13 protein-coding genes are annotated in these 23,459 nt (G+C 72.9%); 2 read left to right on the top strand and 11 right to left on the bottom strand.

What is annotated here, in order from left to right; all coding sequences use genetic code 11:
• Positions 1 to 3: 3 nt before the first annotated feature.
• A complete protein-coding gene (locus ACFZAU_RS27465; protein WP_500554359.1) occupies positions 4 to 894 on the bottom strand; it encodes an alpha/beta fold hydrolase in 891 nt (296 codons plus the stop codon).
• Positions 895 to 942: 48 nt separating this feature from the next.
• Positions 943 to 1,839, bottom strand: coding sequence for a DUF4231 domain-containing protein (locus ACFZAU_RS27460; protein WP_499602398.1), 897 nt, complete (start codon positions 1,837 to 1,839; stop codon positions 943 to 945).
• A 183-nt stretch (positions 1,840 to 2,022) separates the two neighbouring features.
• Between ACFZAU_RS27460 and ACFZAU_RS27455 the strand changes: the two genes are divergently transcribed.
• Positions 2,023 to 2,772 carry a metallophosphoesterase family protein gene (locus ACFZAU_RS27455; RefSeq protein WP_500554358.1) on the top strand — a complete coding sequence of 250 codons (750 nt, stop codon included), beginning with the start codon at positions 2,023 to 2,025 and terminating at the stop codon, positions 2,770 to 2,772.
• Positions 2,773 to 2,820: 48 nt separating this feature from the next.
• On the opposite strand, the gene ACFZAU_RS27450 is transcribed toward ACFZAU_RS27455, so the two are convergent.
• From ACFZAU_RS27450 to ACFZAU_RS27430, 5 genes are all read right to left on the bottom strand, one after another.
• Positions 2,821 to 3,309, bottom strand: coding sequence for a DUF1877 family protein (locus tag ACFZAU_RS27450; protein WP_500554357.1), 489 nt, complete (start codon positions 3,307 to 3,309; stop codon positions 2,821 to 2,823).
• 138 nt (positions 3,310 to 3,447) lie between these two features.
• Positions 3,448 to 6,075: a 1,4-alpha-glucan branching enzyme gene (glgB, locus tag ACFZAU_RS27445; protein ID WP_500554356.1), complete on the bottom strand. Its 2,628-nt coding sequence runs from the start codon at positions 6,073 to 6,075 to the stop codon at positions 3,448 to 3,450.
• Between the two features lie 38 nt (positions 6,076 to 6,113).
• Positions 6,114 to 7,571, bottom strand: coding sequence for a maltokinase N-terminal cap-like domain-containing protein (locus tag ACFZAU_RS27440; protein WP_500554355.1), 1,458 nt, complete (start codon positions 7,569 to 7,571; stop codon positions 6,114 to 6,116).
• A 252-nt stretch (positions 7,572 to 7,823) separates the two neighbouring features.
• Positions 7,824 to 9,524: a maltose alpha-D-glucosyltransferase gene (gene treS, locus ACFZAU_RS27435; RefSeq protein WP_500554354.1), complete on the bottom strand. Its 1,701-nt coding sequence runs from the start codon at positions 9,522 to 9,524 to the stop codon at positions 7,824 to 7,826.
• On the bottom strand, positions 9,521 to 11,518 hold the full coding sequence (locus ACFZAU_RS27430; RefSeq protein ID WP_500554353.1) for an alpha-1,4-glucan--maltose-1-phosphate maltosyltransferase: 1,998 nt from the start codon (positions 11,516 to 11,518) through the stop codon (positions 9,521 to 9,523). Before ACFZAU_RS27430 ends, treS begins: the two co-directional genes overlap by 4 nt.
• A gap of 568 nt (positions 11,519 to 12,086) precedes the next feature.
• Between ACFZAU_RS27430 and glgP the strand changes: the two genes are divergently transcribed.
• On the top strand, positions 12,087 to 14,723 hold the full coding sequence (gene glgP / locus ACFZAU_RS27425) for an alpha-glucan family phosphorylase (protein WP_500554352.1): 2,637 nt from the start codon (positions 12,087 to 12,089) through the stop codon (positions 14,721 to 14,723).
• A gap of 89 nt (positions 14,724 to 14,812) precedes the next feature.
• Here glgP and ACFZAU_RS27420 read toward each other — a convergent pair whose 3' ends face one another.
• From ACFZAU_RS27420 to ACFZAU_RS27405, 4 genes are all read right to left on the bottom strand, one after another.
• Positions 14,813 to 17,188, bottom strand: a complete 2,376-nt coding sequence (locus ACFZAU_RS27420; protein ID WP_500554351.1) for a M4 family metallopeptidase — start codon at positions 17,186 to 17,188, stop codon at positions 14,813 to 14,815.
• 1,242 nt (positions 17,189 to 18,430) lie between these two features.
• Positions 18,431 to 20,326 (bottom strand): ABC transporter ATP-binding protein, encoded by a 1,896-nt coding sequence (locus tag ACFZAU_RS27415; protein ID WP_500554350.1) that lies wholly within the window; start codon positions 20,324 to 20,326, stop codon positions 18,431 to 18,433.
• The gene (locus tag ACFZAU_RS27410) at positions 20,323 to 22,167 is read right to left on the bottom strand and encodes an ABC transporter ATP-binding protein (protein WP_500554349.1); all 1,845 of its coding nucleotides are present in this window, start codon (positions 22,165 to 22,167) and stop codon (positions 20,323 to 20,325) included. Before ACFZAU_RS27410 ends, ACFZAU_RS27415 begins: the two co-directional genes overlap by 4 nt.
• A gap of 34 nt (positions 22,168 to 22,201) precedes the next feature.
• Positions 22,202 to 23,401, bottom strand: coding sequence for an MFS transporter (locus ACFZAU_RS27405; RefSeq protein WP_500554428.1), 1,200 nt, complete (start codon positions 23,399 to 23,401; stop codon positions 22,202 to 22,204).
• Positions 23,402 to 23,459 lie beyond the last annotated feature (58 nt).

Genomic DNA, 23,459 nt, shown 5'->3' with positions numbered 1-23,459 from the left:
AGCTCAGGCGGGCACCGAACGCTCCCGGCCGCCACCGGCGGCCGCCCACGCCAGCACCCGGGGCAGCACGGACAGGGCCGCGAAGTGCGCGGCCCCCGGCTGCACCACCATGGTCGCGCCGGGGATGTGCTCGGCCAGCCAGCGGGAGTGCGCCACCGGCGAGAACACGTCGTCCTCCCCGTGCCACAGCAGCACCGGCGCCGTGATGCGGTCCAGGCCGAACCCCCAGCCCCGGTTGAACGCCAGGGTGTCGTCGATCCAGCCGTCCGCCGAGGTGCGCAACGCCTCCGCGTAGGTGCGCAGCAGCATCGTGCGCAGACCCGCGTCGGCGATCACCCGCTGGTCCGGCACCGGCATCTCCTCCCGGAGCACGGCGAGCAGGCTGGCCGGGTCGTCGCGGATGGTGCGCGAGCGCAGTTCCAGCCGGGCGGCGAGCCGGCGCTGCGCCGCGTCGGCGGTCGTGTGGTCGCGGACGTTGGAACGGGTCATCCCCGCGTACCAGGCGAGCCCCTGCGCGTCCCGGGGCGCGAGCCCCACCAGCACCGCCACCCGCGTCACCCGGTCCGGCAGCAGGGCCGCGCACGCCAGCGAGTGCGGGCCGCCGCCCGAGCGGCCGACCACCGCGAAGGCGTCGAGGCCCATGGCGTCGGCGATCGTCGCGACGTCCGCCGCGGCATCCGCGACCCGTCGGCCGGGCAGCCGCTGCGAACCGCCGTACCCGGGACGGTCGAAGGAGATCAGCCGCACCCCCAGCCGGTACAGCACCGCACTGCGCGGCACCGGGCCGAGCCGGCTGCCGGGCGTGCCGTGCAGCAGGAACACGGGCCTGCCCCGCACGTCGCCCCGGGTCTCGACCGCCAGTTCCCGCCCGTCCCCCGCCCGCACCACACGCACCCGAGCGGCCCCCTCTCGTGTGTCCTCCGGCCCGTCCCGTCCCCGTCCTCACACCCGCATCTCGCGCCTCGCCTGCCAGGTGGTGTGCTCCCGGGACACGGCGTCCTCCGCGTCCCGGGTCAGCTGCGACCACAGGTGCTCGGCATGCGGGTCCTCCAGGTCCAGCGACGCCAACTGCACCCGGATCAGCTCCAGTTCGTCCGCGGCCACCCGGTACGCCGCGGCCAGCGGGCTGTACTGGCGCAGCTGCGCCCAGGCCGCGACCGAGGCCGTGATGGCCGACACGAAGCCGAGGGTGTCGAAGGGGGACCAGCCGCCCGCCCGCAGGACCAGGAAGAGGACCCCGAGCAGCGGGAACGCCATTGCCAGGCGTCCCGCCCGGCGTCCGTTCACCTCGCAGCGGGCAGCCTTCATCGTGTACCACTCGTGCTGCACCCGGATGCGCTCCCGCAGGTACACGTCGTGCCGTACGCGCAGCGGCGCGTCCCGCAGCCGCCGCATCCCCGGGGTGATGCCCGTGTCGACGCGGGAGGGCAGGGCCCTGCTGCGGCGGAAGGTGTGCAGGACGTCGCCGAGCTGCAGCCGGTACAGGGCGTCGGGGTCGCGTTCGTCGCCGGGCGGCGTGAAGGGGTCGGCGCGCACCGAGTACTTCCAGGCGAGCGTCTTCATCGACTCCGCCAGCGCCCGGCCCTCGTACCAGAGGGCCTGCGGGTTCTGGCGGTGGATCACCCAGGTCGTCCACGCGGCGTAAGCGAACAGCGCGGCCGCGAGCCACGAGGCCCAGTGCAGACGGCCCGCGGTGACGTCGAACGAGCTGAAGACGGAGGCCACCGTGAGCAGGCCGAGCTGCTGCCGCGACAGCCGTACGGTCTGCCATTGGCCCCGCAGCGACGCCCGGTCGGCGGCCCAGAACAGATCCGGCAGCAGATCCCGTTCGCTCACCATCGGCAGCGGCCCCCCGGTCCTCGCTGAATCCCGCAGTGACCCCAGTATGGGCGCGCCGGGGGCGGCCGCCCAGTAGGCGTCCGGCCGAACTCCCGCGCCCGGCGGACCCCGCCGGTGCTCCGGCCGTCACGCCCTCGGCGAACGCGCGGCGCACCGCCCGGGACGACGGGCAGGGTGACGGGTGTGCTGAGACGAGTCGCGGTCCTGTCCGACGTCCACGGCAACCTGCCGGCCCTGGAGGCGGTGCTCGCGGAGCCCGACGTCCGCGCCGCCGAGCGGGTGGTCCTCACCGGGGACCACGCGGCGGGGCCCATGCCGGTGCCCACGCTCGACGCGCTCCGCGGCCTCGGCGAGCGCGCCCTGTGGATCCGCGGCAACGCCGACCGGGAACTGGTCGAGCACCGCCGCACGGGTACGACCACCGGCCACCCGGAGTCGGACTGGGCGGCGGGGCGGCTCCGTGAGGACCAGGTGACCCTGCTGGCCGGACTCCCGGACACCGTGGAACTGGAGGTGGACGGCGCGGGCCGGACGCTGTTCTGCCACGCCACCCCGCGCGACGACGAGGAGATCGTGCTCGTCGACTCCCGCGCCGGGCGCTGGGCCGAGGTGATGACCGGCGTCGCCCCGCAGGTGGAGACCGTCGTCTGCGGCCACACCCACATGCCCTACGCCCGGATCGCCCACGGCCGCCTGGTCGTCAACCCCGGCAGCGTCGGCATGCCGTACGGCCGCCCCGGCGCCCACTGGGCCCTCCTGGGAGCGGACGGCGTCCAGCTGCGGCGCACCCGCTACGACCGCGAGGCCGCGGCCGCCCGCATCGTCGCGGAGTCGGGCTTCGACGGCGCCGAGGAGTGGGTGGGGGAGTACGTCCTCGGCTGCCACCCGGCCGAGGCCGTGATCGACGCCTGGGGCCCGCGCGACGGTCGCTGACCTCCCGGAGGGCCGGACCCCGGCAGGGGCACGCCTGCCGGCGCCCGCTCAGTCCCACCACACGACGACGTACAGCCCGCGCCGCGAGGCCTCTTCGCAGAAGGCCCGCAGCGCGGTGAAGTGCTCCGTCAGGTATCCCCAGGGGTCCCGGACGCCCGGCATCCCGTGGTCCGCCCCGTGCGCCCGCACCGCGGCCCGGTCGATCGCCGCCAGACCCCCCGCGACCAGGGCCACGCCCGCAGGGGCGGTCGCGGCGGGAGGCGGCCCGAACACGCCCACGGCGTCCGGGTGGTCCAGGAAGGCGACGTCGACGGCCGGATCGCCGTTCAGTGCGCGGTCCAGCGCGGCCAGGGCCGGCGCCGCGACGCCCGCGGCACGGCACACCTTCAGGAGCGTGGCCGGTGCCCAGTCGAGGTCGAGGACGTCCTCCCGTAGCGGGTCCCACCCCGGGTCGGCGTCCGAGGACTCCCGGGCCGCGTCACGGCACCGGGCCAGGAACTCCTCCGTCACCCGCGCGAGTTGCTGTGTCACCGCCATGGGAACCATGGTGTCCCACCTGGCGCCAGTGGTGGTAGCGCCGCCAGGACGTGGGGACGCTCACCGCGCCGGCCTGCCTGCACCCGGTGCACCCGGTGTGGTGCAGGCAGGCCGCGCGCGGCATCCCGTGACGTCCGGTCAGGCGGTGCGCAGCCAGACCGTCGCCAGCGGGGGCAGCGTGAGCTGCACGCTCTGGCGCCGGCCGTTCCAGGCGACCGGCTCGGACTTCAGCGGCTCGGGGTTGGTGACGTCGCTCCCGCCGTACGCGGCGGCGTCGGTGTTGAGCACCTCCCGCAGCGCCTCCACCCCGTCGGGCACGCCGATCCGGTAGCCGTGCCGGACGACCGGCGAGAAGTTGCTGACCGCGACCAGCGACTTCCCCCCGGCGTCCAGGCGCACGAAGGAGAAGACGTTGTCCTCGGCGGCGCCCCCGTCGAGCCAGGCGAAGCCGTCCGGGGTGGTGTCGCGCTGCCACAGCGAAGGCGTCGCCCGGTAGAGGGTGTTGAGGTCCCGGACGAGGTCCCGTACGCCGCGGTGGTCGCCCGCCGCGGAGTAGGTCTCGTCGAGCAGCCACCAGTCCGGGCCGTGGTCGTGGGACCACTCGGCGCCCTGGGCGAACTCCTGGCCCATGAAGAGCAGTTGCTTGCCCGGGTGGGCCCACATGAAGCCGAGGTAGGCACGGTGGGTGGCGCGCTGCTGCCACCAGTCGCCGGGCATCTTCGCCACCAGGGCGCCCTTGCCGTGGACGACCTCGTCGTGCGAGATCGGCAGGACGTAGTTCTCGCTGTAGGCGTACACCATCGAGAAGGTCATCTCGTTGTGGTGGTACTTGCGGTGCACCGGCTCGTGCTTGATGTACTCCAGCGAGTCGTGCATCCAGCCCATGTTCCACTTCAGGCCGAAGCCGAGCCCGCCGAAGCCGGCCGGGCCGACGTGGTGGGTGGGGCGCGTGACGCCGTCCCAGGCGGTGGACTCCTCCGCGATCGTGACGACGCCCGGGCAGCGCCGGTAGACGGTCGCGTTCATCTCCTGCAGGAAGGCGACGGCGTCCAGGTCCTCGCGGCCGCCGTAGGCGTTCGGCGCCCACTCGCCGTCCTCGCGCGAGTAGTCGAGGTAGAGCATCGAGGCGACCGCGTCGACCCGCAGCCCGTCGATGTGGAACTCCTCGCACCAGTAGACCGCGTTGGCCACCAGGAAGTTGCGGACCTCGGTGCGGCCGAAGTCGAACTCCAGCGTCCCCCAGTCGGGATGGTCACCGCGCCAGGGGTGCTCGTAGAGGTTGGTGCCGTCGAAGTCCGCCAAGGCCCAGTCGTCCTTGGGGAAGTGGGCCGGCACCCAGTCCATGATGACGCCGATGCCCGCCCGGTGCAGAGCGTCCACCAGGTACCGGAAGTCGTCCGGGGTGCCCATCCGGGCGGTCGGGGCGTAGTACGAGGTGACCTGGTAGCCCCAGGAGCCGCCGAAGGGGTGCTCGGCGACCGGCATCAGCTCCACGTGCGTGAAGCCCAGGTCGCGCACGTACGCCGGGAGCTGCTCGGCCAGTTCGCGGTAGGACAGCCCCGGCCGCCAGGAGGCGAGGTGCACCTCGTACACCGAGAAGGGCGACTCGTGCACCGGCAGCCGCCCGCGCGAGGCCATCCACTCGGCGTCCTGCCACTCGTGCCGGGACGCGGTGACGACGGAGGCGGTGGCGGGCGGCTCCTCGGTGCGGCGGGCCATCGGGTCGGCCTTCAGCCGCCGTCCGCCGTCCGCGCCGCAGACCTCGAACTTGTAGCGCTGCCCCTCGCCGACCTCCGGCAGGAACAGCTCCCACACGCCGGACGAGCCCAGCGAGCGCATCGGGAAGGCGGTGCCGTCCCAGTGGGTGAAGTCGCCGACCACGCGCACACCGCGCGCGTTGGGCGCCCACACCGTGAACCGGGTGCCGGTGACGCCCTCGTGGGTCATGGGCTCGGCGCCCAGTGCCTGCCACAACTGCTCGTGCCGCCCCTCGTGCACGAGGTGCAGGTCGAACTCGCCCAGCGCGGGCAGGAAGCGGTACGGGTCGTCGACCTCGTGTTCGTCGCCGTCGTAGGCGACGGCCAGCCGGTACGCGGGGACCTCCGTCAGCGGCAGCACACCGCTGAACAGCCCGTCGCCCTCGTGGTTCAGCACCGTCCGCGTCCCGCCGGTGAGGACGGCCACGCTGCGCGCGTACGGCCGCAGCGCCCGGAAGGCCAGGCCGTCCGCCACACGGTGGACGCCGAGCAGCCCGTGCGGGTCGTGGTGGGCGCCGTCCAGCAGCCGCCGGCGTTCGCCCGGGTCGAGCTCCGGGGCCGGTGGGACGTCCCCGGTCACGGGGCCCGCGGCCGGAGCGACCTCGGGCGCGGGCGGCGGCGCCTGGTGGCCGACCCCCGCGGGGGGCGCGGTGCGCGGGGCGGTGCCCGAGGCGGGCGGGCGCTCGGCCCCGGCGGGGTCGTAGCCCCGCGCGACGGCCTCGGAGGAGCCGGACGCGTCCGGCTGCGGGAGGTCCGCGGTGGCCGGGCTGCCGCCCTTCGCCGCGGGTCGCGCGCCGGCCGCCTTCCCCCCGGGTGCCGGTTTCGTGCCCGCGGCCTTCGGCGGCCGGGTGGCCGGGGCCGGCGGGGTCGGCGGGGCGGCGGGCGGCGGCGGGGGAGCCGAGCCCTCGGACCCGGTGCCGCGGGCGGGACGTTCGGTACGGGCCCTCCCGTTCCCGCCCGCGCCGGGGGTGCCGGGGGTGGCGTCGGGGAGCGGCTGGCGATCGGTCACGATCAGGTCCTCCTCGGATGGGGCGTGGGGGTGCCCGGTCAGGGGGTGCGGCCGTGCGGCGGCTGCGCCAGACGGCGCACCGCGGCCATGGGGATGGGGAGCCAGGCGGGACGGTGCCTGGCCTCGTAGAGCACTTCGTAGACGGCCTTGTCCGTCTCGTGGGCTCGTATGACGACGGGCTCGTCCCGCGGATCGGTCCCGGCGGCCTCCGCGTAGCCCGCGCAGAAGGCGGCGCGTTGCGCCTGAGCCCATTCGGGCGCCCCGGGGGCGGACGGGTCGTGGTGCCGGGCGGCGTAGTCGAAGGAGCGCAGCATCCCGGCGACGTCCTGCACCGGCGGCGCGGGACGGCGGCGTTCGGGCAGCGGCCGGGCCGGCTCGCCCTCGAAGTCGATCAGCACCCACCCTCCGGGAGCCGTGCGCAGGGCCTGGCCGAGGTGGAGGTCGCCGTGGATGCGCTGCGCGGCCAGCGTGGTGCCGCGCGTGCCGAGGGCGGCGAGGTCGTCGTAGGCGGCCCGCAGCGCCGCGCGGTACGGCCGCAGGGCCGGCACCGCCGCCGCGGCGGCGTCCAGCCGTCCGGCCATCGCGGCCGCGAGCAGTTCGATCTGCGGACGGCGCAGGGTGCTCGTCGGCAGGGCGCGCGCCAGCGCGAGGTGGACCTCGGCGGTGGCGCGCCCCAGTGCGCGCGCCTCGCCGGAGAAGTCCGAGCCGTCCTCGACGGCCTGCAGGGCGAGTTCCCACGCTCCGGCCGAACCGGGCAGGAAACGCTGCAGCACCCCTAGCGTGGCGGGCTCGTCGTACAGGCCGAGCGCCTCGAACCAGGCGGAGGGCGCGGCCACGCGCCGCGACCCTGCCCGCGCCAGGGCGAGGGAGAGCTCCAGGTCCGGGTTGGGGCCGGGGGCGACCCGCCGGAACAGCTTGAGGATGAAGGCGTCGCCGTAGATGACCGAGCTGTTGGACTGCTCCGCGGTGGACAGCCGGGGCGCCAGCCCCGCCGGGATCGCCGCGCCCGGCTCGGAGCCGAAGCGCAGGTGCCCGGTGCGGCCGGGCGCGCGCAGCCGTTCCAGCAGCAGGGACGTCAGACGCGGGTCGTGCAGCGCCTCGTAGATCGTCAGGCCGTCCAGCGGCCCGCCGACCGCGTGCCCGACGAGGGCGGGCGCGAGCGCGGGCGGCAGCAGCGCCCGGGTGCCCAGCAGCAACTGGTAGGTGTCGGCCGGCTGCCCGTGCCCGGTGCCGGGCATCCGCTCCTGCACGTCCTGGTGGACGTCGAGCAGCAGATGGAGCAGTCCCGGGGTGCCCAGCCGTCCGTCGGCGGGCAGCAGTTCGGTGGCCGAGACCAGTCCGAAGCCGCTGATCGGCCGCCCCTTCCCGGCGAACCACCGCTGCCGGGGCAGCCACTCCCGCAGCATCGGGACGAGCGCGGAGAGCAGCCCCGGCGCCGGGGGCACGGTGGTCCCCGACCGGACTGCGGAGGTGCGAAGCCACGAGGTGTCCGACATGACGTCCTTTCCTCGGGTGCCGGGCCTGCTGGTTCCCTAAGTGAAGGGGGGCGCTGCGGCGATGGTCCGACGAGTGGGACGTGTCGGACGAATATCATCCGAGCCGGTGGAGCAATTGGCGTACTTGGCGTACGAGGGACAAGGCCCGTACAGCATCCGATATGACGCTGGATCCGGCAGGGGGAGCCTGCCCCCGCGGCCCGGCACGAAACCGTGCCGGGCCGCCGGGTCGCCGTCACCCGGCGGGTCCGCCTACACCGTTTCGCGGCGCAGCCGGAACCAGTAGAAGCCGTGACCGGCGAGGGTGAGCAGGTAGGGCCATTCGCCGACGGCCGGGAAACGCACCCCGCCGATCAGCTCGACGGGGTGCCGGCCGGTGAAGGCCCGCAGGTCGAGTTCGGTGGGCTGGGCGAAGCGCGAGAAGTTGTTGACGCACAGGACGAGGTCGTCCTTGTACTCGCGCAGGAAGGCCAGGACGGCCGGGTTGGTGGAGGGCAGCTCGGTGTACGAGCCGAGGCCGAAGGCCGGGTTCTGCTTGCGGATCTCGACCATCCGGCGGGTCCAGTGCAGCAGGGAGCTCGGGGAGCTCATCTGCGCCTCGACGTTGGTGACTTGGTAGCCGTACACCGGGTCCATGATGGTCGGCAGGTAGAGCCGGCCCGGGTCGCAGGAGGAGAAGCCCGCGTTGCGGTCCGGGGTCCACTGCATGGGCGTGCGCACCGCGTCGCGGTCACCGAGCCAGATGTTGTCGCCCATGCCGATCTCGTCCCCGTAGTAGAGGATCGGCGAGCCCGGCAGGGAGAGCAGCAGAGCGGTGAACAGCTCGATCTGGTTGCGGTCGTTGTCCAGCAGCGGGGAGAGCCGGCGGCGGATGCCGATGTTGGCCCGCATCCGCGGGTCCTTGGCGTACTCCGCGTACATGTAGTCGCGCTCTTCGTCCGTCACCATCTCGAGCGTCAGCTCGTCGTGGTTGCGCAGGAAGATGCCCCACTGGCAGTTGCCCGGGATGGCCGGGGTCTTGGCCAGGATCTCCGAGACCGGGTAGCGCGACTCCCGGCGCACCGCCATGAAGATGCGCGGCATGACCGGGAAGTGGAAGGCCATGTGGCACTCGTCGCCGCCCTTGGCGTAGTCGCCGAAGTAGTCGACCACGTCCTCCGGCCACTGGTTGGCCTCGGCGAGCAGGACCGTGTCCGGGTAGTGGGCGTCGATCTCCTCGCGCACCATCTTCAGGAAGTCGTGGGTGCGCGGCAGGTTCTCGCAGTTGGTGCCTTCCTCCTGGTACAGGTACGGCACCGCGTCCAGCCGGAAGCCGTCGATGCCGAGGTCCAGCCAGAACCGCAGGGCGGCCAGGATCTCCTCCTGGACCTTGGGGTTCTCGTAGTTGAGGTCCGGCTGGTGCGAGAAGAAGCGGTGCCAGTAGTACTGCTTGCGCACCGGGTCGAACGTCCAGTTGGAGCTCTCGGTGTCGACGAAGATGATCCGGGCGTCCTGGTACTGCTTGTCGTCGTCCGCCCAGACGTAGTAGTCGCCGTAGGGGCCGTCCGGGTCCGAGCGGGACTGCTGGAACCATTCGTGCTGGTCGCTGGTGTGGTTGACGACGAAGTCGATGATCACCCGCATCCCGCGTTGGTGGGAGGCGTCCACGAATTCCACGAAGTCGGCCAGGTCGCCGAACTCCGGCAGTACGGCCGTGTAGTCGGCGACGTCGTAGCCCCCGTCCCGCAGCGGCGAGGCGAAGAACGGCGGCAGCCACAGGCAGTCGACGCCCAGCCACTGCAGATAGTCCAGTTTGGCGGTGAGTCCCTTGAGGTCGCCGATGCCGTCGCCGTTGCTGTCCTGGAAGGACCGTACGAGCACTTCGTAGAAGACGGCCCGCTTGAACCAGTCGGGGTCCCGGTCCTTGGCCGGGGTGTCTTCGAACGTGTCAGGTACGGGTTCGTTGACGATCAAGTGGGTGACCCTCCTGTCGATGGAGTAGGTCGCAGGGTGAGGATGTGCGCGGGCGCGCGGCCCGGCTCGAGGCGCACATAGTTGTCCCTGCCCCAGTGGTAGGTCTCGCCGGTGAGCTCGTCGCGCACCGGGATGGACTCGTGCCATGCGAGGCCGAGTTCCGGCATGTTCAACGAGACGGTCGCCTCCTGGGTGTGGTGCGGGTCCAGGTTGACGACCACCAGTACGACGTCGCTGCCGTCGCCCGAGCGCTTGGAGTACGCCAGCACCGCGTCGTTGTTCACGGGGTGGAAGCGCAGGTCGCGTAGCTGCTGGAGCGCGGGGTGGCGGCGTCGCAGCCGGTTCAGCGTCGTGAGCAGCGGAGCCAGCGAACGGCCGTCGGCCTCGGCTGCCGCCCAGTCGCGGGGCTTGAGCTCGTACTTCTCCGAGTGTAGGTACTCTTCGCTTCCCTCGCGCACCGGCGCGTTCTCACAGAGCTCATATCCGGCGTACACCCCCCAGGTGGGGGAAAGGGTCGCCGCCAGGACCGCACGCGCCTCGAACGCCGGGCGGCCGCCGTGCTGCAGGTAGGCGTGCAGGATGTCCGGGGTGTTGACGAAGAAGTTGGGCCGCATGTAGCTCGCGGCCTCGCCGGACAGCTCCGTCAGGTACTCCGTCAGCTCCTGCTTGCCGTTGCGCCAGGTGAAGTACGTGTACGACTGCTGGAAGCCGATCTGGGCCAGCGTGTGCATCATGGCCGGACGGGTGAACGCCTCCGCCAGGAAGATGACGTCGGGGTCGGTGCGGTTGACCGCGGCGATGACCTTCTCCCAGAAGACCACCGGTTTGGTGTGCGGGTTGTCGACCCGGAAGATCCGCACCCCGTGGTCCATCCAGTGCCGCAGCACCCGCTCGGTCTCCTGGACGATGCCGGCGAAGTCGGCGTCGAAGGCGATCGGGTAGATGTCCTGGTACTTCTTCGGCGGGTTCTCGGCGTACGCGATCGAGCCGTCCGCCCGGGTGGTGAACCACTCGGGGTGCTTGCCGACCCACGGGTGGTCGGGCGAGCACTGCAGCGCGAAGTCCAGGGCGATCTCCAGCCGCAGTTCGCGTGCCCGCTCCACGAAGAAGTCGAAGTCCTCGATCGTCCCGAGGTCCGGGTGGACGGCGTCGTGACCGCCCTCCGCGGAGCCGATCGCCCAGGGCGAGCCCACGTCGTGGGGGCCGGCGTCGAGCGTGTTGTCCGGTCCCTTGCGGAACGCTGAGCCGATCGGGTGGACGGGCGGCAGGTAGACCACGTCGAAGCCCATCGCGGCGATCGCCGGCAGTCGCTCGGCGGCCGTGCGGAAGGTGCCGGACCTCGGTGGTCGCCGGCCCGTGGGGTCCACCACGGCGCCCTCGGACCGGGGGAACATCTCGTACCAGGACCCGAACAGCGCCCGCTGCCGCTCCACCTGCAGGGCCGCCGGACGGGAGGCGCTCACCAGGTCGCGCAGCGGGTGCCGGCCGAGGACCTCCAGCACGTCGGGCGCGAGGGCCGCGGAGTGCCGCTCGGCGGGGGTGCGGGAGGTGTCGCGCAGGGCGTCGACCGCGGCCAGCACCACGGCGCGGCCGTCCTTCTTGGGTACCCCGGACGCCGCGCGCTCGTGCAGTTCGGCCCCCTCCGCGAGGACCAGTTCGGTGTCGATGCCCGCCGGGACCTTGATGCCCGCGTGGTGCCGCCAGGTGGCCACCGGATCGCTCCAGGCCTCCACCGTGTACGTCCAGCGGCCCTCCGCGGTGGGCGTCACCTCGGCGCCCCACCGGTCGGTGCCGGGGGCGAGTTCGCGCATGGGGATCCGTGGCCCGGAACGTCCGGCGGGGTTGCGCAGGACCACGTTCGCCGCCACCGCGTCGTGTCCCTCACGGAACACCGTGGCGGTGACCTGGAAGGTCTCGCCGACCACGGCCTTGGCGGGGCGGCGGCCGCAGTCGACCAGCGGGCGGACGTCCAGTACGGGGATACGACCGATCATTGCGCCTCACCAGTTTGTGCGGGTGGCCGGACGGGTACCTTCCGCTCTTTTTATCTGCTCCTTCGGATGCCTGCCTGTGGGCATGACCGCTCCTGTCCGCGTTCACTCGGGTGGGCGGATACGAGTTGTGGTGGGGGAGGGTTCGGCGCCGCGTCGCGCAAGGGTGAGCCTGCCCATTGGATGACGGTCGAATACTCCCGGGGAAGGGGTACTGGCGCGTAAGTTGCGCTCCGGGGGGCCCTGGCGGCGCCCGGACGCAGACAACCGGCCACCCTCCGGCGGGCCGGCGCGCGCCCCCCGCCGGGGCGCCGGGCCGCCCTCCGTGGCCCCGTCCCGGCCGTCCGTCGTAGCCCCCGCGGTGCGCTCCGGCCGACGTCCCTGCAGCGCCGGTCGTAGCCGCCGCCCGACACGCTGACGAGGCGTCGGCGGGACCGCGCGCGGGGGCCCCGGGGCCCCCGGGACGTGCCGGTACGCCAGGGCACGGGTGCCGCGCGGCGCCGCCCGGCTTCGGGATGTTGGGTCCCCGGTTGTCACCACCGCACCGAAAGATGCCGCTACCGTCGGAGATGTGAAGGCTATTCGTCGATTCACCGTGCGAACCGTCCTGCCCGAACCACTACGTCCCCTGGGGGAGCTCGCGCAGAATCTGCGCTGGTCCTGGCACAACGAGACCCGGGAGCTGTTCCAGTCCGTCGACCCCGAGGGCTGGAGAGCGGCGGCCGGCGACCCGGTGCGGCTGCTCGGCGCCGTCTCGAAGGACCGGCTGAACGCCCTCGCCAAGGACCGCAGGTTCCTCCGCCGGCTCGGCACCGCCGTCGAGGACCTCCACGACTACCTCGGCAACCCGCGCTGGTACCAGGGCGCGGCCGAGGCCGGGGAACTACCCGCCGCCGTGGCGTACTTCTCCCCGGAGTTCGGCATCACCGCCGCGCTGCCGCAGTACTCCGGGGGCCTCGGCATCCTGGCCGGCGACCACCTCAAGGCGGCCAGCGACCTGGGCGTGCCGCTGATCGGGGTCGGCCTGCTCTACCGGCACGGCTACTTCCGCCAGTCCCTGTCCCGGGACGGCTGGCAGCAGGAGCACTACCCGGTGCTCGACCCCAACGAGCTGCCGCTGTCGCTGCTGCGCGACGAGGACGGCGGTCCCGTCCTGATCACCCTGGACCTCCCCGGCGGACGCGGCCTGCGCGCCCACGTGTGGCTGGCCAGGGTCGGCCGGGTCCCGCTGCTGCTGCTCGACTCCGACGTCGAGGAGAACCACCCCAACGAACGGGACGTCACTGACCGCCTCTACGGCGGCGGCAGCGAGCACCGGCTGCTCCAGGAGATGCTGCTCGGCATCGGCGGCGTCCGCGCCGTACGCACCTACTGCGCGCTGACCGGGCACCCGGAGCCCGAGGTCTTCCACACCAACGAGGGGCACGCGGGCTTCCTGGGCCTGGAACGCATCCGCGAGCTCGCCGCCGAGGGAGAAGGGCTGGATTTCGACTCCGCCCTGGAGGCCGTGCGGGCCGGGACGGTCTTCACCACCCACACCCCCGTGCCGGCCGGCATCGACCGCTTCGACCGCGAGCTGGTCGCCCGGCACCTCGGCGACGAGGGCGAGCTGCGCGGCGTGGACGTCCAGCGGGTGCTGGAGCTGGGGATGGAGACCTACCCCGGCGGCGACCCCAACGTCTTCAACATGGCGGTGATGGGGCTGCGGCTCGCGCAGCGCGCCAACGGCGTGTCCACCCTGCACGGCGGGGTCAGCCGCGAGATGTTCGCCGGGCTGTGGCCGGGCTTCGACCCGGAGGAGGTGCCGATCACCTCCATCACCAACGGGGTGCACGCACCCACCTGGGTGGCGCCCGAGGTGTTCCGGCTCGGTGCCCGCCAGGCCGGTGCCCAGAACGCCGAGGACGCGATGACCACCGGGCTCGCCGACACCTGGGAGAGCGTCTTCCGCATCCCGGACGCCGCGATCTGGGAACTCCGCCGGGACCTGCGCGAACAGCTGGTGCGGGAGGTGCGCCGCCGGGTGCGCGCCTCCTGGCGGCAGCGCGGCGCCGGTTCCGCCGAGCTGGGCTGGGTCGACGACGTCCTCGACCCGGACGTGCTCACCATCGGCTTCGCGCGCCGCGTGCCGTCGTACAAGCGGCTCACCCTGATGCTGCGCGACCAGGACCGGCTGATGGAGCTGCTGCTGCACCCGTCCCGGCCGATCCAGATCGTCGTCGCCGGCAAGGCGCACCCGGCCGACGACAGCGGCAAGCGGCTGGTGCAGGAGCTGGTGCGGTTCGCCGACGACCCCCGGGTGCGGCACCGCATCGTCTTCCTCCCGGACTACGACATGGCCATGGCGCAGCACCTCTACCCCGGGTGCGACGTCTGGCTGAACAACCCGCTGCGGCCGCTGGAGGCCTGCGGCACCTCGGGGATGAAGGCCGCGCTCAACGGCTGCCTCAACCTGTCCGTCCTGGACGGCTGGTGGGAGGAGTGGTTCGACGGCAACAACGGGTGGGCGATCCCCACCGCCGACGGGTTCGGCGCGGCCGGCGACCCCGACCGCCGCGACGACATCGAGGCCGCCGCCCTCTACGACCTGCTCGAGAACCAGGTCGCGCCCCGCTTCTACGACCGCGGCGCGCACGGCCTGCCGGTCCGCTGGATCGAGATGGTCCGCCACACCCTGAGCACCCTGGGGCCGAAGGTGCTCGCCGGGCGCATGGTCCGCGAGTACGTGACCCGGCTGTACGCGCCCGCCGCGCGCGCCCACCGCCTGGCGGGCGGCGGGGAGTGCGTCGAACTCGCCGCGTGGAAGCGGCGGGTGCGCGAGCAGTGGCCCCTGGTCGGCGTCGACCACGTGGAGACCGGTGCCTCGGTCGGCGGCTCGCCCGAGCTCGGCACCACGCTCACCTTGCGGGTCCAGGTGGCCCTCGGCGGCCTGGAGCCCGGGGACGTGGACGTCCAGGTGGTGTCCGGGCGCGTCGACGAGTCCGACCGCATCGCCGACCCGACGGTGGTCTCCCTCAAGCCGGGCGGCCGGCCGGACCTGGAGGGCCGCTGGCTCTACGAGGGCCCGCTCGCGCTCGACCGGACCGGCCCCTTCGGCTACACCGTCCGCGTCCTGCCGATGCACCGGCTGCTCGCCTCGGTCGCCGAACTCGGGCTGATCGCCGTACCGCCCGAGGCGTCGGGGATGACGGCCGGCGTGCTGCGCTGAACCGTACGCCCGCGGGAACCGGACCGGACCGGGCCCCGGCCGTCGCTGTCGACGGCCGGGGCCCGGCGTGTGCGGTCAGCCGACGGGGATCAGCTGCTGGTGTTCACCGCGGTGTCGTCGACCACGAAGCTCGTCTGCAGCGAGGAGTCCTCGGTGCCGGTGAACTTCAGGGTGACGGTGGAGCCGGCGAAGCCGTTCAGGCTGAAGGACTTCTGGGTGTAGCCCGAGGCCTTGTTGAGGTTGGAGTAGGTGGCCAGGGTGGTCGACCCGGCGGTGACCGTCAGCTTGTCGTACTGGGTGCTGGTGGTCGTCTCGGCGGAGTCGATGTGCAGCCAGAAGGTGAAGGTCGCCTTGCAGCCGGCCGGGATGGTCACCGACTGGGTGAGCGTGTCGGTGTGCGTCGAGCCGTAGCCGTCCAGCCACGCCTTGTACGAACCGCCGTGGGCGGCCTGGCCGCTGTCATTGGTGATCACACCGCTGCTCGCCGTCCAGGAGGCGCTGCCCGACTCGAAGCCAGGGTTGCCGAGCAGTTGCGCCGAGGCGCAGCTGCCGGGCGTGGTGACGGTCCACGTGAACGAGGCGGTGCCGGTCTTGGCCGCGGAGTCGGTCACCGTGACCGTGGTGTTGTACGTGCCCGCGGCGGTCGGGGTGCCGGAGATCAGGCCCGTGGAGCCGTTGATCGACAGGCCGGCCGGCAGACCGCTCGCCGCGTAGCTCAGTGCGCCGCTGTTGGTGCTGCTCGCCTGGACCTGCAGGCTGACCGCGGTGCCCACGGTGCTGCTCTGGTTGCCCGGGTTGGTGACCGTCACGCCCGACACGGGCGCGTGGCTGCCGACGCCGATGCCCGCGAAGGCGTTCTGCACGCCCGCGTACTGGGCGGAGCCGGCGCCGTACAGCGCCTGGGCGGCGTTCAGGGCGGCGGTGCGGGCGCCCGCGTAGTTGGTGCTGCTCGTCATGTACGAGGTCAGCGCCTTGTACCAGATCTGCAGCGCGGCGGCGCGGCCGATGCCGGCGACGGCGATGCCGTCGGCGGTCGGGCTGTTGTAGCTGACCCCGTTGATGACCTTGGCGCCGCTGCCCTCGGAGAGCAGGTAGAACATGTGGTTCGCCGGGCCCGAGGAGTAGTGGACGTCCAGGTTGCCGATGCCGGAGTACCAGTTGTCCGGCGAGGTGCCGTCGCGGGACGGCTTGTCCTGGTAGCGCAGCGGGGTGCCGTTGCCGTTGATGTTGATCTCTTCACCGATGAGGTAGTCACCGATGTCGTTGCTGTTGTTGGCGTAGAACTCGACGCCGGTGCCGAAGATGTCGGAGGTCGCCTCGTTCAGGCCGCCCGACTCCCCGGAGTAGTTGAGGTTCGCGGTGGCCGAGGTGACGCCGTGGCTCATCTCGTGGCCCGCGACGTCCAGCGAGGTCAGCGCGTGGGTGTTGCCCGACCCGTCGCCGTAGGTCATGCAGAAGCAGCTGTCGTCCCAGAACGCGTTGACGTAGCCGCTGCTGTAGTGGACCCGCGAGTACGCGGCGACACCGTCGTTGCGGATGCCGCTGCGGCCGAAGGTGCTCTTGTAGAAGTCCCAGGTGGTCTGGGCGCCGTAGGCGGCGTCGGCGCCGGCGGTCTGGGTGTTGGAGCCCGTGCCGTCGCCCCACACGTCGTCGGCGTCGGTGAACAGCGTGCCGGTGCCGGAGGTGCCGCGGTTGAGGTTGTACGTCTTGTGGCCGCCGCGGGTCGTGTCGTACAGCTGGTACGTCGAGCCGGACAGCGTCGTGGACAGCGTCACCTGGCCGCTGTACTGGGTGTTGCCGGTGCCGGTCTTGATGTCCTGGAACCGGTACAGCTCCTTGCCGGTCACGGCGTCGGTGACGACGTGCAGCCGGCTCGGCGTGCCGTCGTCCTGCAGACCGCTGACGACGCTCTCCCAGGCCAGCTTCGGCGTGCCCTGCCCGGCCCAGACGACCTTGCGGGCGCCGTCCGTGGCGGGTGCCTCGGCCTTCAGCGACTTGGCGGTCTTCAGCGCGGCGGTGGTCGCGGCGGACTCGGCGACCTTCGGCGTCGTCGAGGGGACCGTGATCCTCCGGTCGGTGTTGAACGTCGTGCCGACCGTGCCGGCGCCCTTGGCGGGCGTGTGCACCACGAGGTCGCCGCCCAGCACCGGGAGGCCGGCGTAGGTGCGCTCGTAGCGGGTGTGCAGCGTGCCGTCGGTGTCCTTGACGACATCCTTGACGACCAGCTTCTCCTTGCTGCCCAGACCCAGGGACTCGGCCGTGACGGCTGTCCTTTCGCCGGCGCTCTTGATCAGCGCGGTGCGCTGGGCGGGGGTGAGCTTCGCCTCGAGGGCTCCGGTGCGGAGCTGGCTCGTGTGGGGGGCGGCGTTCGCCGTCGCGGACGTGGCCGGTATGCCGACGGCGATGAACGCGGCGGTGGCGACCACACTGGCGGCCGCGACTGCCTTGCGGGGGGATCGTCTCACTCGGACTCCTACTGCGTCGGCCGCGGTTGGCGGCCGGGGACAGCCGGGCAGACGGGGTGTGCTGCCCGGGCGGAACTAGCCGTGCGGGTGGGACGTGCGGAGTTCGGCCGGTGCGTCAGCACGAGGTGGTGCGGTGTGTGGGCGTACTGACGGCCGACCGGGGGAAGAGTGCCACTGTTCATGGCGTCGTGTCATGTACGTGACGAGAAGTTGGCCGAATTCGTCCTTTGAGGGGAACAGCGGGTTCGCATACCGGACAGGGCGGGGCGAAGTGCCGCGCCGGACGCGGGGCCGAGGCGGGTGGGGGTGGTGCGGCGGTGGGGGTGACGGGGGTGGGGGTGGGTGGGTGGATGGCTGGGTGGGTCGCGGGTTCGTCTCGCGCCCTTCGGGCGCCCAGCGCCGGCTGCGGAGGGGAGGGTGGGGGTGGCGCCGGTGGGTTGTTCGGGTGTCGCGCCGTCTCGCGCCCTGCGGGCGCACAGCGCCGGCTGCGGAGAGGAGGGTGGGGGGCCGGGGCTTGTCGGCAGTGTGCGGGCGCGTGGGTGGCGGGCGTTCAGGCGCCGGAGCGGGTTGCCTTTCCGATGGCCTGGGGTCTCGTTGCCGTCCGCGGGTATAGATGGCCGGTGACCACGCCATCCGTGGGTGGTGGGCGCGCCCGCCGTAACCGGCGTCTGCGGGTATCTCGAGGTTCTGTCGGGCGGTCGGCGGGAGATCGGGCTCGCTTTCGACGGTATGGACGTCGAAACAGAGCCCGATCTTTGAGCCGGGCGAGATCGGGCCCGCTTTCAGCGTCATGGACGTCGAAACAGGGCCCGATCTTCGGATCGGTTGAGATCGGGCTCGCTTTCAGCGGCATAGCCGTCGGAAGAGGGCCCGATGTCGGATCGGGGAAGCACCCGCAGACGCCGGTTACGGCGGGCGCGCCACCCATGAACAGTGGGCGTGGTCACCGGCCATCTGCACCCGCGGACGGCAACGAGACCGGGACCGTACGAACAACCAGCCCCGCTCCGGCGCCTGAACCCCAGCCGACCACCGGGCCGCACACTGCACACAAGGCAGCCCCCCACCCTCCCCTCCGCAGCCAGCATCTTTGCGCCCGAAGGGCGCGAGACGCCGGGACAGCCGAACAACCGGCCCGGCACCCACCGGCCCCGGCCCGGCCCCGCGCCGCCGCTGTGCGCCCGAAGGGCGCGAGACGCCGCGAAAGCCGAACAACCGGCCCGGCACCCACCGGCCCCGGCCCTACACGAGGCTGTCGCGCCAGGCCTGGTGCAGATCGGCGAAGCGGCCCGCGCCCGAGACGAGTTCGTCCGGGGTGCCGTCCTCCACGATGCGGCCCTGGTCCATCACCAGGACCCGGTCCGCGATCTCCACCGTCGACAGCCGGTGCGCGATGATCACGGCCGTGCGGCCGCGCAGTACCTCGTGCATCGCCTGCTGCACCGCGCGCTCGCCCGGTACGTCCAGGGAGGAGGTCGCCTCGTCCAGGATCAGCACCGCAGGGTCGGCGAGCAGCGCCCGGGCGAAGGCCACCAACTGGCGCTGGCCCGCCGAGATGCGGCCGCCCCGCTTGCGCACGTCGGTGTCGTAGCCCTCGGGCAGCGCCGCGATGAAGTCATGGGCGCCGATGGCCCTCGCGGCCGCCTCGATCTCCTCGCGGGTGGCCTCGGGGCGGCCGATGGAGATGTTCTCGGCGACGGTGCCCGAGAAGAGGAACGCCTCCTGGGTCACCATGACCACCCCGCGCCGCAGTTCGGGCAGAGCCAGGTCGCGCAGGTCCACCCCGTCCAGGGTGACCCGGCCGTCGGTCGGGTCATAGAACCGCGCCAGCAGCTTGGCCAGCGTCGACTTGCCCGCGCCGGTGGCGCCGACCACCGCGACCGTCTGCCCGGCGGGCAGCCGCAGGTCGAAGCGGGGCAGCACCTCGCCGCCCGTGCGGTAGGCGAAGCGGACCTCCTCGAAGACGACCTCGCGGCCCGGGATGTCCTTCTCCGTGGCCGGCAGCGCCCGCGGCGTCTCCGGCTCGGGCACGGACGGCCGCTGGGCCAGCAGACCGGCGATCTTCTCCAGCGAGGCGGCCGCCGACTGGTAGGAGTTGAGGAACATGCCGAGCGGGTCGATCGGCGCGTACAGCCGCCGCAGGTAGAGCACGAAGGCGGCCAGCACACCCAGTGCGAGGGAGCCGGAGGCCACGCGGTACGCGCCCCAGAGCACCACCAGCGCCACCGAGGTGTTGGCGATCAGCCAGGAACCGACGGTGAAGCGGCCCATCTCCAGGATCGCGTCGCCGTTGGCCTGCCGGTGGGCGGTGTTGAGCTCGTCGAACGCCTCGTCGTTGGCCTTCTCGCGGCGGAAGGCCTGTACGGGCCGGATGCCGTTCATCGTCTCGGTGAAGCGCACGATGACGGCGGCGATCGCCGCGGAGCGGCGCGTGTAGACCTTCGCCGACCGGCGCCGGAAGATCCGCACCGTCACCACCAGCGGCACGGCCGTGGCGAGCGCGAACAGGCCGAGCCCCCAGTCCAGCCACAGCAGTACGGCCGAGATGTACAGCACCGACAGCCCGACGTTCAGCAGCTCCTGGAGGCCCTCGGTCAGCAGCTCCCGGATCGACTCCACGTCGGAGGTGGCGCGGGCGATGATCCGGCCCGAGGTGTACCGCTCGTGGAAGTCCAGGCCGAGCGCCTGGGCGTGCCGGAAGATCCGGCCGCGCAGGTCGACCAGCACGTCCTGGCAGACCCGGCCGGCCTGCCGGATGAACGAGCGCTGCAGCAGACCGCCGACGACGGCACAGCCGATGTAGGCGACCGCCACCGCGATCAGCGGGCCGTGGTCGTCGCGGCGCAGCGCCGGGATGGCCCGGTCGATCGCCACGGCCACGATCAGCGGGCCCGCCTGCACGGCCGCCTGCTGCAGCAGAAGGAGCACGGCCGCCAGCCACACGCGCCGCCGGTGCGGTCCGACCAGTTCCCGGAGCAGGGCGCGTGACGCCCCCTCGGGTGCCGGCAGCCGGTCCTGGTCGAAGGGGTCGTCCGCCCGGCCGTCCCGGCCCTCCTGGGCCTTCCCGGTGTCCGGGCGCCCCGCCGGTTCCTCCTCGGCCGCCTGCTCGGCAGGCTGCGACTCCGTGACGGAGGTCATCGGGTGCTGCTCCCTTCGAATTGCGGGCGGTCCGGCTCGGCGGGCGTGCTCCCGTCCCGGCCGGACATCAGGCGGCGGTAGGCCGCGGAGGAGGACAGGAGCTCCTGGTGGGTGCCGACCGCCGTGATCCGGCCCTCCGACAGCAGCGCCACCCGGTCGGCGAGCATCACCGTGGACGGGCGGTGGGCGACCACCAGCGCCGTGGTGGTGGCCAGGACCTGGCGCAGGGCCGCCTCGACGAGGGCCTCGGTGTGCACGTCGAGGGCGGACAGCGGGTCGTCCAGCACCAGGAAGCGCGGGCGGCCGACGACCGCGCGGGCCAGCGCGAGCCGCTGCCGCTGACCGCCGGACAGGCTCAGGCCCTGCTCGCCGACCTGGGTGTCCACACCCTGCGGCAGCTTGTGGACGAAGTCGCACTGGGCGATCTCCAGCGCCCGCAGCAGGTCAGTCTCGTCGGCGTCGGGCGCGCCCATCAGCACGTTCTCCCGGACGGTGGCGGAGAACAGGGTCGGTTCCTCGAAGGCGGTCGCGACCAGGGAGCGCAGCGCGGACCGGGTCAGCAGCGCCGCGTCGGTGCCGTCCAGCGTGATGCGGCCGCCGGTCGGCTCGTACAGCCGTGGGATGAGCGAGGTCAGGCTCGTCTTGCCGCTGCCCGTGGCGCCGACCAGCGCCACCGTCTCGCCGCTGCGGATGTGGAGGTCGATCCCGGTGAGCAGGTCGGGGGTGCCCTCGGGGGCGTCGGGGTAGCGGAAGCGGACGGCGCCGAACCGGATGCCGTCGGCGGGCCGCCCCTCCTCGCCGGAGTCCGTTCCTGCCGCCGTTCCCGTGCCGGTCTCCGGCGGGACCTCGGTGTCCAGGACCTCGAAGACGCGGTCGGCGGCGGTGGCCGCCTCGTTGCTGAAGGACAGCAGCCAGCCCAGCGACTCCACCGGCCAGCGCAGCGCGAGCGCCGTGGAGAGGAAGGCGACCAGGGTGCCCGCCGACAGGTCGCCGTCGGAGACCTGCACCACGCCGAGGACCAGCGCCGCCCCGAGCGCGACGTCCGGCAGCCCGACGATGACCATCCACAGGTCGGCCAGCAGCCGGGCCTTGCGCAGTTCGGTGCCGCGCAGCTCGCGCGACTGCCGGCGGAAGGCCTCGGCCTGGCTGCGGTGGCGGCCGAAGGCCTTGATGATGCGGATGCCGAGCACCGACTCCTCGACCAGCGTGGTCAGGTCGCCGACCTGGTCCTGCGCGGCCCGGGAGGCGAGCTGGTAGCGCGACTCGAAGTACGAGCAGAGGATCACCAGCGGCACGACCGGGACCAGCAGGATCAGCCCCAGCGACCAGCGCTGCACGAACAGGATGCCGAAGCCCGCCACGATGGTGGCGGTGTTGACCACGAGGAAGACCATCGGGAAGGTCAGGAACATCCGCAGGATCTGCAGGTCGTTCGTGGCGCGCGAGAGCAGCTGCCCCGATCCCCAGCGGTCGTGGAAGGACACCGGCAGCCGCTGCAGCCGCCGGTACAGGTCGGCCCGCATCGTCGCCTCGAGACCGGCCATGGGCCGGGCCACCAGCCAGCGCCGCACGCCGAAGAGCCCGGCCTCCAGGAGACCGAGCAGCAGTACCAGCCCGCCGCCGAGCCACACACCGGACGGGTCGTGGTGGGCGACCGGGCCGTCCACGATCCACTTCAGGACCAGCGGGATCAGCAGTGCCAGGCAGGAGGCGACCACGGCCACGCCCGCGGAGCCGAACAGCCGGTGGCTGACCGGCTTCACGTACGGCCACAGGCGCAGCAGCGAGCGCACCGCGGATCGGGAACGTTCGGGCTCGGGTTGGTTGGTCGACTCAGGCATCGTTTCAGAGACTACGTGGCGCCGCCGACAACGCTCATCCGGATTTTCGGCCGAGGTCGCGCACGGCCGGCACCGCGAGCAGCGCCACGCACACCAGCAGGGTCACCGCACCCCCGGCGAGCAGCACCGGGCGCGCCCCGAACACGCCCGCCGCCGGCCCGGCGAGGGCCTGGCCGACGGGCAGCATGGCGACCGAGCCGGCGACCTCGTAGGCGTGGATCCGGTTGAGGATCTCGCCGGGCACCTGGGTCTGGACGCTGGTGGCCCACATCACACTCCAGAACGCCCAGGCCGTCCCCGCGACCAGCACCGCCGCCGCGACCGCCGGCACCGGCAGCCCCGCGCCGACCGCCGCCGGGTAGAGCGCGAACCCGAACAGCGCCACGGCCCCGCCCCGCAGCGGACGGGCCGGCCGCAGCCGTATCGCCAGCAGCCCGCCGAGCGCGGTGCCCGCCCCCAGCGCGGAGGAGACCAGGCCGTACGCCTTCGGGCCGTGCTCCGGCAGGATCTCCCCGGCGGCCAGCGGGGTCACCGGGCCCATGACGAGGATCATGAAGCCCATCCAGATGACGATCACCGACCACATCCAGGTACGGGCCCGGAACTCCCGCCACCCCTCCACCAGGTCGGCCCGGAAACTGCTGCGCGCGGCGGCCTCCCGCGCATCCCGGGCGGTGCGCCCCGGCAGCCGGAGCAGCAGCAGGCAGACGGCGCTCACCGCGTAGGTGCCCGCGTGCACGGCGAACACCCCGCCCGCCGAGGTGAAGGCCACCAGCACTCCGGCGAGCGCCGGCCCGGCGAGCGCCATCAGCGACTCGGCGGTGCGCACCACCCCGTTCGCCTCCTGGACGTCCCGGGCCACCTGGGGCACCGTGCTGGCCACCCCTGGCTGGAACATGGCGCCCGCCACGCCGTTGACCGCGCCGATCACGCAGATCTGCCAGAGCACGACGTGGCCGGAGAAGAAGAGCCAGGCGGCCAGCGACTGCGTGCCGACCCGCGCCAGGTCCGCCCCGATCATCAGGCCGCGGGCGCTGAACCGGTCGGCGAACACCCCGCCGAGGACGACCAGCCCGGCGAAGCAGGCGGTGAAGGAGGCCATGGCGTAGCCGATGTCGCCGGCGCCGTAGCCGTGCTGGAGCAGTCCCGCCGACAGCGCGACGGGCAGCATCGAGTCGCCGAGCATGGCGACGCTGCGGGCGGTGAAGTACAGGCTGAACCCCCGTGACCACAGGCGGTCCCGGGGAACGGCCGGCGTGTCGAGGCCGGAGGCGCACGGCGGCGAGGGCGGA

It is taken from the genome of Streptomyces sp. NPDC008238 (assembly GCF_042956445.1).
Lineage (GTDB): Bacteria > Actinomycetota > Actinomycetes > Streptomycetales > Streptomycetaceae > Actinacidiphila.
This window is presented reverse-complemented; position numbering and strand designations above follow the sequence as displayed.